Origin of the sequence: Oleidesulfovibrio sp. (assembly GCF_047973035.1) — a bacterium.
GTDB lineage: Bacteria > Desulfobacterota > Desulfovibrionia > Desulfovibrionales > Desulfovibrionaceae > Oleidesulfovibrio.
Window position 1 is genome coordinate 152,787 of sequence record NZ_JBKEBF010000037.1, and the last position, 12,445, is coordinate 165,231.

The following is a 12,445-nucleotide window of genomic DNA, read 5'->3' on the forward strand; positions in this document are numbered from 1 at the left end:
AACAACAGCCCGCCGGAGTATTCCGGCGGGCTGTTTTGTTGCGTGTCACCTGCATCTTTTTCAGAGCGCAGGGGCAGGAGATAATAAGGCCCGGCAAGTACTACCTGTCGGGCCTTACATAATAAATTTACAGAGCGAGAAGACCGGAATCGCAGTTTATTCTGTTTCCAGCTCGCAGTGGGTAGCCTCTACCGAGCCGGGGCCGGCAAGGGGACGGAAGCATTTTTTGCTGCCTCCGCACACCGGACACCTCCACGCTTCCGGAAGGTCTTCAAAGCGGGTTCCTTTGGGAATTTTTCCCTTACGATCTCCGCGGTCGGGGTCATATACATACCCGCAGTTCACTGTTTGGCAGCGCCACATTTCTTCAGGGGTTGCCATACGGTCACCTCCTTTGCAGGCCCAGGCCAAAGTTTAAGAGGCACAGGCTGTGCGAGGGGGCATAACGCCCCCTCACCCGTTGTGCTTAAGCATGTCTGTACCGCGAATCCGCTAGTTGCTGGTCATGCAATCGTCGCAGATGCCTTCAAATTCAACCCGTGCAGCCGAAACGGTAAAGCCCGGCACATCCAGTTGATTGAAAGCGGGAACTTCGAGCGGCGACATTACGTCACCAACGCGGCCGCACTTGGTGCAGCGTACGTGCTGGTGAGGCATGGTGTTGCCGTCAAAGCGCTTCTGCGCACCTGCGTGTTCCAGACGCAGAATTTCACCTGTCTCTGCAAGCAGATCCAGATTGCGGTACACGGTGCCCAGACTGATGCGCGGCAGAATAGGACGTACCATTTCGTATATCTCATCCGCCGTAGGGTGGCTTGTCACCTTGCGCAACTCGTCAAGAATCACCTTGCGTTGCCTTGTCATACGTGTCTGTGCAGCCATGAAAGCCTCCATCATCAATTAATGATAACCATTCCTAAACCGGAATAGTTTGGATGTCAATTATTAGTGTGAAAGTAACTACCTGAAAAACGGCAGCCAGAAAGGATATTGTGCCTATTTTAAACGAGATGCAATTATTTCAGAGAGATGAACGGTAATATTTTTTAGTGCTGCTTCAGTATTTACATATGCATTATAAAAGGCATTGTCCCGCAAAGAGCCGGATTGCTCTGGCGTATAGCGCATAACCGCTGCAACAAGCTCCTCTGCAGAGTAAAAAATATGTACACGTTTCTCCAATAAGTTCAGTGCATGAGGGGTAAACGGAGCCGTGGTGTCCGCCAGCAGAAAAATATCTATATCGTAAGCCAGTGCTTCATACAGAGGAGTTGAAGGAAACTCAATAACTGCAAGCAAAGGTTTGTAGCGCTCCAGAAAATCACGCCAGCCCATCTGAACTACAGAGCTGTGTGTCAGGGCTTCCATCGCTTCGGACACGGCTATGCTGTCCCGTGACGCATGCGGGAACGGCTTGACAATACTGGTCAGGTCGACACGAGAGTCGATGGCCTGCATAATGTCCACCTGCGCCCGTGCCAGCCTGTCTGCTCCGGTGCGACACGTCCAGAAAAGGTCAACGGCGTTTGTTACGGGAAAAACAATATCCACGGGCTGTGTGCCAATCAGCGGCGACACATGGTCGATATTGCCGCCCCGCAGAACCGCGCAGGGCCCACGTTCACCGCCATAGGCCACTCTTTCTTCTTCGCTGTATGCTTCTTCAAAAGTCTGCTGGTCGGCTGCGTAACTGATAAAACGCGTGCAGGCTGTAAAGTCTGTCAGAAAATGCTTTTCACCCAGATGCTGCGACAGGTAGCAGCCACCATGCTGCAACCCTGCAACAGGCACTCCGCATTGCATCAGCACCTCAGCCGCCAGACGTGAAGGGGTGCCTATCAAAGGTACTGACCACACTCCTATCGTTACGGGATGCCGGCGGTGTACCTGCTGCATATAGACGGCAGGCTCCAGCAGTTCTCTGGCGCGACCGGCAAAATCATCCAATACCAGATTCCGCACAACATCGGCATCTGGCTCATAGATGCCGGATAGGGCCACTGCCTGCAGAGTGTTGGTTGCTGCCATGTGCAGGGGTGCTGTCTCATCTTCTGCATGGGGCATTGCGGTGCCAGCCTGATCAGCCATAGCAGCTTGGTCAGCCCGATCGGCTTGATCAACGTGTTCAGCCTGTTCGGACTGAACAGGTGTGGTACTGGCCTTTGCGTTTGTGTTGTGAGGGGCTGCACTCTCTGCTTTGGCGCTGCGGGCTACATGTGCTGCCTGCGCCCAGCGCGAAGTACTGATCGCGGGCACACCTTCCACTTCCCGCACACCGCTGCGTGGCCAGAGCAAAATTTCATCAACGCTTTGTTCCAGTAATTCAGGCAGCCTTTTTTCCGGCTCAAAGATCACTGCAAGCGTGGCGCCTTCGCCAAGGACTGCTTTTTTATGCACTTCTCTGTAAGAAGCCAGCCGTTGCAGCGTCCGGCGCGGGGCAAGAGCCAGCCTGCGGATGCGCTTATACCAGCGTTCGGCAACTGTGCTTCGTTGCGAGACGACATGGTCAATCAACCCTGCGCTGTGCCGCGACGTTGCCTGCTGTAAAATGCGCGAAAAAGAAAAAATGGGGTGGTCTGCCGCTTCACGAGTGTGCCAGTAATGCACGGTGACCACGTCGTGTTTAACCAGTTCCGACTCTAACCAGTGAGAGAAAAGGCGAAGTCCCGTCAGGTTATAGTGCCCGTGATAGCGGTAGATAATGTCGAAAAGCGGCATGGCAGGGATACCTGCCAGACGGCAGATTTCAGGCGCAACAGCCTTGTCCAGCGGGGCCAGAATAGCCTTCAGGTCGTCACATGTGCCCAGCATAAGGCCGCGCAGGTCCGCATCATTTGTATATGAAGAAATATCAATGCACTTGATGTCATGGGCAGACAGATAATCTACAACAGACCAGTGAGTGGAATATACATGCCCGCGGTGCACCTGCTCGCCCACTTCATGCCGCATTGCCGCGGCGGCGGAGCAGGAATCGATTATATGAATTACATCGCCCATAGCATCCCTCGCCTGTGCCTATCGGCGCTCGCCTATCTGCCGTGCAGGTACACCGGCATTAACAGAGTACGGGACTGTATCCTTTGTGACCACTGCATTGGCGCCCACCACGCTGCCGTCAGCTATGGTTACCCCTTTCACTACAGATACATTTGCCGCCAGCCAGCAGTCATTTCCAATGGTGATAGCTTTATGCTCATAGCCGGACTGCCGGACCGGAGTGTTGCGCTGGAACACATGTTCGCTGGCGTTGATGCTGGCGCGCGGGCCGATAATAGTACCTTTGCCGATGCGCACATCCGCTCCGGCATTCAGCAGCAGATACGGAGTAAGCGCGCTTCCTTCTCCGATTTCCACCACGGCCTCACGGGCGGCTACCAGTCTGCACGGTCCGTCCACCACCACGCTGTCACACAGGATGATCGTCCCGTTTTCTCTGTTTCGCAGATCAAGCTCGCCGAAAACGCTGACATTATCGCCTATGATGATGTTTTTGCGCTTTCCCCGCAGCTTCAGCAGCAGGTGGCCTTTTATGAAAAACCCATTTCCCACCTGCACGCCATATAAACGCAGCATGGCAACAACCAGCTTGCTCCAGATGCGCCACAATGCTTCACCAAACAGCATCTCAAGCATCATATTCATAAAGACACCTGCATAGAGTTGTCGGAAGGTTTCCGGAAGGTGCCTGATAGGCGGTTGCTTCCGAAGCCTTAAGGTTAACGCCAGCTATTGGCAGCATCGCAGCGTATGCCTTGCCTGCCTGCACCGGCATGGGAGGACAAAAAACAAGCGGCGCGGCCTGCAGCCGTTTACAAGGTCGCTACACCGTGCCCGCATCTTCCAGAAACATTTTGCAGCACAGCACGTTGAAAACAAATTTGCTTTCGCTGTTACCCAGTGTTCTGCCGTCCAGCATGGCTTCCACGGCATCACGTCGCACGACATCCCATATGGGGCTGTCCGCCAGCACTTGCGAGCGGACGGTTTTATCGTGCACGTCAAGAAAATCGAGCACAGGGGCGTTAAAGCCCACCTTGCGGCGGTTATCCAGAACCATATCCGGCACAATACCGCGCATGGCTTCACGCAGAACCGCTTTTGCCATGCCGTCTTTCACCAGATGCCGTGTGGGAATGCGCTGGGTAAAGTCAAACAGGGCCCTGTCCAGAAAAGGCGACCGGTTTTCCACGGAATGATACATGGCGTTCAGGTCGTCTTCATGCAGAATAACGGGAACAGCCTCGTGGAACAGTTCATTCAGCATGCGGTTGCGCAAGGGCACTGCGTGGTATGCCTCTTCTGCAAACGGTTCGGTAAAGGGCATGCTGAGGTACGAAGCGAACCGGTCGTTATGCAGGAAGATGTGCCCGCGTTCATCAGGTGTTTTTACAAAGACATCAGGGTCCTGCAGGTACGGGTTGCGGACGATGGTGGCAACGTCCTGCCGCCAGTTGGTTAGCGCTTCGTCGTATACAGCACCTCGGCCGTGTAAAGCGGCAAGGTACAGGTTGTGGTGGTCGTAATAACCGGAAAAAAGTTCGTCCGCTGCCGTGCCGCTGATGGAAATTGCATATCCGTGCTCACGAATCTGCTGCATAAGCAGCCAGTGAACGTAGTATGAGATGGTGAATACCGGTGCGTCATGCGCCTGTACCAGCGTACGCAATCCTTCCAGAAAGCCGTGGCAGGAGGGCGCAACGGCAGTGTGACGTAGACCCAGTTCCCGTACCACATGCTCTACGTATGCACGCTCTTCATAGCGGGTATCCGTATTCATGACGGTAAAGCCGTGCACGTTGTAGTCGAACACCTTGCGGGCAATGCAGATAAGAGAATTGGAATCAATGCCGCCGCTCATGCAGAATGCCAGCGGTACGTCCGAGCGCAACCTCAGCTCAACGGAACGGATAAGCCTGTCCCGTACGCCCTGCACTGCTTCGCCAAAGGTCATGTCGTGCTGTACAGGGTCATAATCCGACACAGGACGGGCCCAGTAGGTATGCTTTTGGCAGTCATTCTGCCGGATGGTCAGCATGGTGCCGGAGTGCACCTCGTGCACTCCTTCAAAAAATGTTTGCGGAGTTTTATAGAGTGCCTTGTAGCCGTTAACCAGATAGCGGGCCATGTGCTGCCTGTTTACCGGAAGACGCCGACCGGAAAGGGCTGCCAGCAGCTTCGGTTCGGAGCCGAAGTAAACGCCTCCGTCAGCATCACGCATTACGTAGAGCGGCTTTTCGCCGAAGCGGTCACGGCACAGCATCAGATCGCCGGTTGAGGCATTGTACAGTGCATACGCCCACATGCCTTCGCAACGGTCAAGAACGGCTGCCATACCTTGTTGTTCCGGCAAATTGCCGTGTCCGAGGGCTTCCCGTCCTTTTGGAGACAGCACTGTCAGCAGAACTTCCGTATCGCCTTTGGTCGTAAACTCCAACCCCGCATCGCGTAACCGTGCGCCCAGTTCAAGATAGTTGTACAGTTCGCCGTTGAAGACCATGGTATAGCCGCCACGGCTCATGGGCTGTCCCGCACGAGGGTCAAGGTCTACAATGGAAAGCCGCGCGTGCAGCAGCACAACGTGCCGTCCGTCGGGTGTGTTGTCACGAAAGGTGCCCCGTCCGTCGGGCCCGCGATGGCGCATGGCCTCATGGCAACGGGTGACCGCGCCTTCTTCGATCAGACGAGGGCCGATATATCCGGCAATGCCGCACATTTTCAGTTACGCTCCCACGAAAGCAGGGTTTGGGCAACGGCAAGGTCACGCATAGTACGCACAAGGTGCAGGGCGTCTTCTGCCAGTACAATGTGTCCTACGCGATCTCCCAACCAGTTGGGGTTGGATTCATACCAGCTGCGGGTCAGAAGGTGCAGCCCCGGTACCGCCCGAAAAAGATATTCACGCTCAAAGCGCTTACCGCCGTACTTCATGTCGTTGCCTACCAGATGCAGGCCGGTTCCGTCATGCCGGAAGAACAGATCGTTTTCCGGAGACACGGCAATGACGGTATCCACGTCGAAGATACGGGCAGTGTTGATGGCTTTATCAATATACAGACTGCTTCTGAACGGCGTTTCCACCGACAGCATCATGCACGCGCATGCTGTTTTTGCATGCTCCGGCATGTTCTGCAGCACATGCATCATGGTATCATGCAGTGTCGTGTTGCTGCGGGCCATCTGCTTCGGGCGTTCCAGCACATGTACGGCATCGCCGTACCGGCTGCGGACATGCGCGATGACATCTGCATCGGGCGTGGTTACAGCCACGCCGCAAAGCTGCTGTGCTTCAAGTGCCGCGTCGATTGTCCAGTCCAGCAGTGTTTTGCCATCCAACGATTCAAGCGCCAGGCAGCCGGAATCAACAGATTTGCCACGCACGGGAATGAATGCCAGCGTGGGGCATTCCGGTCGGTTGCTGCGCTGTGCATGGGCCGCTTTGATGCGTGCGCGGGTTTCCACAATCATCTTGCGATTGCCGGAAAGGCTGCCGCCGTGCTGGCGATAATAAAAAAGCGGCTCATTCACATTGCGCACTTCGTGCTTTTCAATAAACCGCAACCACAGGTCATACCCATCCTGACAACGGAACTCTTCACTGTAGCCGCCGACACTCAGCAGATGTGAGCGCCGGATCAGCGTGCATGCGCCGTGAGCCGGCATGTCCGGTAGGGATACGCCGCCATTGAAGTCGTTGCGTATTTCACGGCCCAGTATCGCGCCGCTTTCGTTAACGTAATAGTAATCGGGAAACACCAGCCCAACGGAGGGGTTGCGCTCAAGCACTTCCACCATGACGGCAAGCGCCTGCGGGGCAAGGTAGTCGTCGGCATCAAGGCGCATGATATACCGGCCCCGTGCCATGCTGAGCGCGGTATTGCTGGTGCGGTTAAGGCCCGAATTCTGCTGCAGCAGAACAGTAACGCCTTCGCGTCCTTCGTACTCCAGAACAATCTCGCGGGAGCCATCTGTCGAACCGTCATCGATGATGATGAGCTCATAGTCTGTGAACGTCTGCGTAAATACGCTGTCCACAGCCTGACGCAGGTACGCGCCGTAATTGTAGTTGGTTATATAGACGGTAACCAGAGGTTGGCTAGCCATTCAGGCAGTTCCTGTATAATTCAAGTATCTCATGTGCCTCATACTCTGTATGCGGCTTGTTCATCTGGCGCAGAATACATTCGAACATGGCAAAGTCTTCGGGGCTGTCCACCGAAAGCTGAACTTCTCCCAGCGAGGGGTTTCCGGACTCCATATTCATAATGCGTACGCTGCGGGTATCATAAAAATATTTGGTCACATGCTCGAAGTGCTCCGGCAGGGTCATACGCGAGTATCCTTCCAGAAACACAGAAGTACGGCATGCTTCCACGCTTTGCCCTTTGGGAAAGGTGCGGCGTAGAACGTTGGTTACAAGGTCTGGCAGCTCCGTTGCATCGTGCCCCGAATACCCAGCCAGAGTCACCGTGCCGTTAACCATAAGCGGCACATCGGCACAGGCGGCATGTACATTGCCTCTTTGTGCCGTGTTGTCGCCGACTCTGCAGCCGATGCCGTCCAGCCCGTACAGCAGATTTACTGCGCACGAAATAGTATGCGGATCAATAAACGGACTGTCGCCGTTGATACGGACAAAGGCATCCCAGCCGCGCCAGCGGGCACAGGCCGCCACGCGCCCTGCAACGTCTTCTGCCGAACCCCGGAAAAGGCTCAGGTCATATTTTGCTGCAAACTCTTCCAGTTCATCGTCCACTTCTCTGTCCGTGGTAGCCAGAACAATTTCTGAAATCCCTTCAACCAAGCGGGCACGCTCCACCACATAGCCAAGCATCTCTTTGCCTTGAGCCATGCGAAGTGCTTTTCTGGGCAGGCGCGACGAATCCAGCCGTGCCAGCAGAATTATGCCCACCCTTCTCATGTGCTGTGTAAGTGTGCTCATTTCCTGTATCCTACAATCCGCGCCGGAGAACCCGCTACAATGACGTTGTCGGGAACATCGGCATTAATCACACTGCCGGCACCGGCAACCGCACCGTTGCCTATATGCACTCCTGAAAGCACGGTAACCCGCGCTCCCAGCCATACGTCATCCCCAATGACGATGGGGCGGGCCGACATGTCCTGTGTGTTGATGTTTTTTCCTGCTGCTATGCCATGATCCGCGTCCACAAGATAACAAAACGGAGCGATCAGACAGTCATTACCTATTGTTATGCCGCTACTGGCAAAAATATATGTGTGGTAGCCGATGGTGGTATTCCGGCCGATGTGCACAACCGCATCGGGCTGCGCGGCGCATACTCTGGCGCCTTCTTTAAAAAATACCCGTTCGCCGAACGTCATATTTGCCTTGTAGCGCATCAGGTGCACTCCGGCGTCCATGTGAATGCCTGACCCCGCATGGCCGACTCCGCGCAGCAGCCACCAGCGCCGTATGTTGTGCCATACGTTTTCACTCTGGGCAGAGCGGACCCTGCTTTGAAAGCGTATGGGCTCATCGGCGATGCGGTTGCTGCCGTCCAGCCCGTGCATAACTCCTTCACGGCATCCGGTGCCGCCGCCGGACTTTTGCTCTGAAGGAGTACCTTCCTGTACAGGGGGATGCGCTGCGTTGTTCTCATTAAAAGAAGTCATCTGCTATCCTTTGGCGAGCCGGTTCGCGGCGCCTCTTGCGGACGGTTAACGGTCTTCAAGATCGGCTTCAGTCAGCACTTCATGCTCGCCGATGTTGCGAAGCGCCCTGCGCCCGATGCATTCGTCGTAGCGGCTGGCGCAAAGGCCGTGGGCGGGGCGCAGCACAGTAAGGTTGTCATTCGTAAAGAATTCGCCCGCCGCGATGGGCCGCGCTGCATAGACAGATCGGCGGAAGGAGGCGACATGCCCCTGTGCAAGCTCCGTAGAGGTGGGCTGCTTTACATGGCTGCCCTGCAGAGTTCGAACACGCCGGATACGGTCCAGCAGGTCTTTCAGCTCGTCCCGGGTGATGGAAACCAGATGATCGCGAAAGACCTTGCCCTCGCGGGTATCGGTAAAGTGCATCTCCAGTATCTGTGCACCCATTACTGCGGCTGCATAGGCTGCTTCGTTGTCCGTAGTGTGGTCGGAATATCCCACAGGCAGTCCGAATGCCTGCCGGAGAGACTGCATGACATGCAGGTTGGCATCGGCGTCGGGGCATGGGTAGGCAGAGGAGCACTGCAGGAGCGCCAGTTTGCCTCCGGCAATGTACGAAGCGTCAAGCTGCCCGATGTACCGTACTGCGGCTTCAACTTCCGGCATGGTTGAAAGGCCGGTGGAAAGAATCAGCGGCTTGCCGGATGCTACCAGCGCCCGCAGCATGGGGTAGGCCGTCAGGTCGCCGGAACCGGCTTTATGGATGCGTACATGCGGCTCAATCCAGCCGAGTCTGTGCGTATCCCACACCGATGCCATAAACTGCACACCGGCATCTGCGCACATGCCTATCAATTCTTCGTACTGACCGCGGCTAAGCTCAAATTTTTTAAAATGCTTGTTACGGTCAGGGCTTTCAATCCGGCTGACCAGCGTGTCGCCGGAATATACCTGCAATTTTACGGCATCTGCGCCGGAATCAATGGCCAGCGAAACAAGATGCTTTGCATAGTCAAAGTCGCCTTCATGGTTGCCGCCTATCTCGGCTATGAAGAAGAGCGGGTTTTTGTCAGATATAAAGTGCGTCACTGTGTTGCTGCCTGTTGATTACTGTTTGAAAGTACGAAAAAGACAAAATAATATGCATCCGGAACACGTGGAGAGTGCTTGTTTTTGTTGAAAAACAACAGTCCTTACGGGGGGCGTCCGGTAATTTTATCTGTTGTGTAGTCCCGTTTTTTCGTATGCCCGTTGACATAAATACGCCATGCGGATACTTAGTTTGTACAGTTTTTCTGTACTCAAAAAGAATCGACATGGCAACAGGTCTGTAAAAAATCAGCGCACAATACACCGGCGCTCAAAGTTAGCGCTTAGAAATAACTGACAATCAATGCTTCACTCCACGCTTACCGTAATACGCAGCATTCTGCATCTTCTGCCGTCCAGTCTGCGCCGTCGCTTCTGGCTGACCGGTGCGGGAATGTGTGCTGTTTCGTTGGTTGAAATGGCCTTCATTGCCTGTGTGGCTCTTTTTGCCTCTGCCGCCACCGCGCCGGAGACGGTTCTTACTTCTCCCCGCCTTGAGGGGCTGCGCAATCTGGCAGGCAGCTATTACCCCGAAACAGCAAGGCAGCTGCTGATTTACCTTAGTTGTGCCATGTTGTTTCTGGTTGTGCTTAAAAATGCCGGCGCATGGCTTATCACGCTGCGCAGCAGCACGTTTTGTGCAAAGGTTGATATCAAAGTGGGCGAAATGCTCCTGCGCCGTTTTCTGCGCCGTCCGTATCAATGGCACCTTTCGCAGCATTCGGCTGACCTTGTAACGCTGCTTGCGTGGCGGCGCGAAGTGGGCAGTGCTTTGATGTTTCAAGCCATGCAGGGGCTGAATGAACTGCTTGTCGCCGTTGTTTCGGTAGCCATGCTGATTGCATGGGCTCCGCTGGCCAGCACCATCATCATGGCGGTGCTTCTGATTGCTGCCATTCTTGTGTTGCGTGTTGTGCGGCCGGGCATAGACAGGCACGCTGCCACATGGTCGCGCTATGATATGGAAGCCAGCAAGGCCGCGACCACGGCTTTGCACGGTATTAAAGACATAAAGGCCTCGAACAGGGGCGATGTGTTTTTTGATGCCTTCAAAGGCCGTGTGCACATTGCGGCGAACGCCGATGCGGTAACCCGTGTACTGGGCACTTCGCCTCAGTGGCTGATGGAGTCTGCAGGCGTTTTTGCTCTGTGCGGCGTCACGCTGTACCTTACTCTGGGCGCTGGCGCTTCTCCCGCTGCCGTTACGGGCACGCTGGCCCTGCTGGGCGTTGCCGCGTGGCGCGCTTTGCCTGCGGTGAACCGTATCCTCATCCGTCTGGCGAATATCCGCCGGGCGTTGCCGCAGACCCTGCGTATTATCGATATGCTTAATGCGCCCTACGCAGCCGACCAGACAGGCACAGGGCAGCTGCCCGCGTTGCAGAAGGCCATTTCCTTTAATGAAGTACGCTTTTCATACGATGCAGATTCTGCTCCTGCATTGGACGGCGTTTCGCTTGTTTTTACCGCAGGCAGCATGACGGGGATCGTAGGCGCTTCCGGCGCCGGCAAAACCACCATTGCAGACCTGTTGACAGGGCTTTTACCCGTGCAGCACGGCTCCATAGACATGGACGGGGTGCAGCTGACACCGGACACCATGAGCGCATGGCGTGAGCGGGTAGGGTATGTGGGGCAGAAGCCTTACATCATTGACGGCACCGTTGCGGAAAACATTGCATTTGTACCTCAGGGTGGCAGCTTTGACCGTGCCCGTGTGCTGGAATGCTGCCGGATGGCAGGTATGGATTTCATCGCCACTCTTCCGCAAGGAGAAGACACCCCCATCGGTGAGCGCGGCGCGCGTCTTTCCGGCGGGCAGGCACAACGTGTGGCACTGGCCCGGGCTCTCTATACGCGTCCTCAGGTGCTGGTGCTGGACGAGGCCACCAGTGCACTGGATAAAGGCAGCGAAGACTTCATCCGTCAGACTATCCGCTCTCTTGCGCATAGTTACACGATCATTGTTATCGCACACCGTCTTTCCACCATAGAAGACTGCGATTCCCTGGTCTGGCTCGACAGCGGAACGGTGCGCATGCAAGGCGCCACAAACGAAGTGCTGCCGAAATACGAAGAATTTCTTGCCACAAGGGCACAGGCTCCGCGCACCTGACGTGCGGGACAGATATTTGAGTCCAGTGGAATTCCACAGGGCCTAAAGTTCAACGTACAGGTAAGTTGTACACCATGAATATGCTCAGTTCGCTTTTTACGTCGAAGACACGGGTCAAACTGCTTATCAAGCTCTTTCTGAATCCGGATGTATCATCCTATCTGCGGGAGCTTGCAGCAGAGTTTGAACTGTCTCCCAATGCTCTCAAGGAGGAGCTCGACGGGCTTTCGCAAGCCGGATACCTGAATAAGGAGAAGAAGGGGCGGTACATCTTTTATAATGCCAACCGTAAGCACCCGTTTTTTCCGGAAATAAGCTCCATTGTGCGCAAGCACATGGGCATAGACGGCCTGATGGAGATCATCGTCAATCATCTGGGTACGGTGCTCGAAGTGTACATTCTGGATGATTATGCCAAAGGCATAGACAGCGGGCTGATTGATGTGCTTATCGTGGGTGATGTGGACCCTGAGAAAGTACACACGCTGTGTATGAACGCGGAAAAGCATTTAAAACGCCGCGTCCGTACGCTGATGCTGACAGAAGCACAGTTTGAAGACAGCCACGATGTCATTATGAAGCGTCCTCACTGGAAGATTTTCTAACCCGTGCTTTCGGCAGGTT

11 protein-coding genes are annotated in these 12,445 nt (G+C 55.0%); 2 read left to right on the forward strand and 9 right to left on the reverse strand.

Features of this window, described 5'->3' with window-relative positions; genetic code table 11:
- Window positions 1-156: 156 nt before the first annotated feature.
- The 9 genes from ACK5LI_RS12930 to ACK5LI_RS12970 form a co-directional block, all read right to left on the reverse strand.
- Entirely contained in the window at window positions 157-381 is a 225-nt protein-coding gene (locus ACK5LI_RS12930; protein WP_416949994.1) for a rubredoxin, read from the reverse strand.
- A gap of 111 nt (window positions 382-492) precedes the next feature.
- Window positions 493-882, reverse strand: coding sequence for a Fur family transcriptional regulator (locus ACK5LI_RS12935; RefSeq protein ID WP_416949996.1), 390 nt, complete (start codon window positions 880-882; stop codon window positions 493-495).
- Window positions 883-996: 114 nt separating this feature from the next.
- Entirely contained in the window at window positions 997-3,000 is a 2,004-nt protein-coding gene (locus tag ACK5LI_RS12940; protein WP_416949998.1) for a hypothetical protein, read from the reverse strand.
- Between the two features lie 18 nt (window positions 3,001-3,018).
- The gene (locus ACK5LI_RS12945) at window positions 3,019-3,645 is read right to left on the reverse strand and encodes an acyltransferase (RefSeq protein WP_416950000.1); all 627 of its coding nucleotides are present in this window, start codon (window positions 3,643-3,645) and stop codon (window positions 3,019-3,021) included.
- A 178-nt stretch (window positions 3,646-3,823) separates the two neighbouring features.
- Window positions 3,824-5,716, reverse strand: coding sequence for an asparagine synthase (glutamine-hydrolyzing) (asnB, locus tag ACK5LI_RS12950; protein WP_416950002.1), 1,893 nt, complete (start codon window positions 5,714-5,716; stop codon window positions 3,824-3,826).
- 2 nt (window positions 5,717-5,718) lie between these two features.
- Window positions 5,719-7,104 carry a glycosyltransferase family 2 protein gene (locus tag ACK5LI_RS12955; protein ID WP_416950004.1) on the reverse strand — a complete coding sequence of 462 codons (1,386 nt, stop codon included), beginning with the start codon at window positions 7,102-7,104 and terminating at the stop codon, window positions 5,719-5,721.
- A complete protein-coding gene (locus ACK5LI_RS12960; RefSeq protein WP_416950006.1) occupies window positions 7,097-7,942 on the reverse strand; it encodes a cytidylyltransferase domain-containing protein in 846 nt (281 codons plus the stop codon). Before ACK5LI_RS12960 ends, ACK5LI_RS12955 begins: the two co-directional genes overlap by 8 nt.
- Window positions 7,939-8,637: an acyltransferase gene (locus ACK5LI_RS12965; RefSeq protein WP_416950008.1), complete on the reverse strand. Its 699-nt coding sequence runs from the start codon at window positions 8,635-8,637 to the stop codon at window positions 7,939-7,941. Before ACK5LI_RS12965 ends, ACK5LI_RS12960 begins: the two co-directional genes overlap by 4 nt.
- Before the next feature lie 45 nt (window positions 8,638-8,682).
- Window positions 8,683-9,705, reverse strand: a complete 1,023-nt coding sequence (locus ACK5LI_RS12970) for an N-acetylneuraminate synthase family protein (protein ID WP_416950010.1) — start codon at window positions 9,703-9,705, stop codon at window positions 8,683-8,685.
- Between the two features lie 304 nt (window positions 9,706-10,009).
- Between ACK5LI_RS12970 and ACK5LI_RS12975 the strand changes: the two genes are divergently transcribed.
- Window positions 10,010-11,821 carry an ABC transporter ATP-binding protein gene (locus ACK5LI_RS12975; protein ID WP_416950012.1) on the forward strand — a complete coding sequence of 604 codons (1,812 nt, stop codon included), beginning with the start codon at window positions 10,010-10,012 and terminating at the stop codon, window positions 11,819-11,821.
- A gap of 80 nt (window positions 11,822-11,901) precedes the next feature.
- Window positions 11,902-12,426 carry an ArsR family transcriptional regulator gene (locus ACK5LI_RS12980; RefSeq protein ID WP_416950206.1) on the forward strand — a complete coding sequence of 175 codons (525 nt, stop codon included), beginning with the start codon at window positions 11,902-11,904 and terminating at the stop codon, window positions 12,424-12,426.
- Window positions 12,427-12,445 lie beyond the last annotated feature (19 nt).

Excerpts from the sequence above, each read along its gene's own strand:
- ACK5LI_RS12965 (WP_416950008.1), bottom strand. The coding sequence starts at position 8,637 with ATGACTTCTTTTAATGAGAACAACGCAGCGCATCCCCCTGTACAGGAA.
- asnB (WP_416950002.1), bottom strand. The coding sequence starts at position 5,716 with ATGTGCGGCATTGCCGGATATATCGGCCCTCGTCTGATCGAAGAAGGC.
- ACK5LI_RS12945 (WP_416950000.1), bottom strand. The coding sequence starts at position 3,645 with ATGAATATGATGCTTGAGATGCTGTTTGGTGAAGCATTGTGGCGCATC.
- ACK5LI_RS12980 (WP_416950206.1), top strand. The coding sequence starts at position 11,902 with ATGCTCAGTTCGCTTTTTACGTCGAAGACACGGGTCAAACTGCTTATC.
- ACK5LI_RS12975 (WP_416950012.1), top strand. The coding sequence starts at position 10,010 with ATGCTTCACTCCACGCTTACCGTAATACGCAGCATTCTGCATCTTCTG.
- ACK5LI_RS12935 (WP_416949996.1), bottom strand. The coding sequence starts at position 882 with ATGGCTGCACAGACACGTATGACAAGGCAACGCAAGGTGATTCTTGAC.
- ACK5LI_RS12930 (WP_416949994.1), bottom strand. The coding sequence starts at position 381 with ATGGCAACCCCTGAAGAAATGTGGCGCTGCCAAACAGTGAACTGCGGG.
- ACK5LI_RS12960 (WP_416950006.1), bottom strand. The coding sequence starts at position 7,942 with ATGAGCACACTTACACAGCACATGAGAAGGGTGGGCATAATTCTGCTG.
- ACK5LI_RS12940 (WP_416949998.1), bottom strand. The coding sequence starts at position 3,000 with ATGGGCGATGTAATTCATATAATCGATTCCTGCTCCGCCGCCGCGGCA.
- ACK5LI_RS12955 (WP_416950004.1), bottom strand. The coding sequence starts at position 7,104 with ATGGCTAGCCAACCTCTGGTTACCGTCTATATAACCAACTACAATTAC.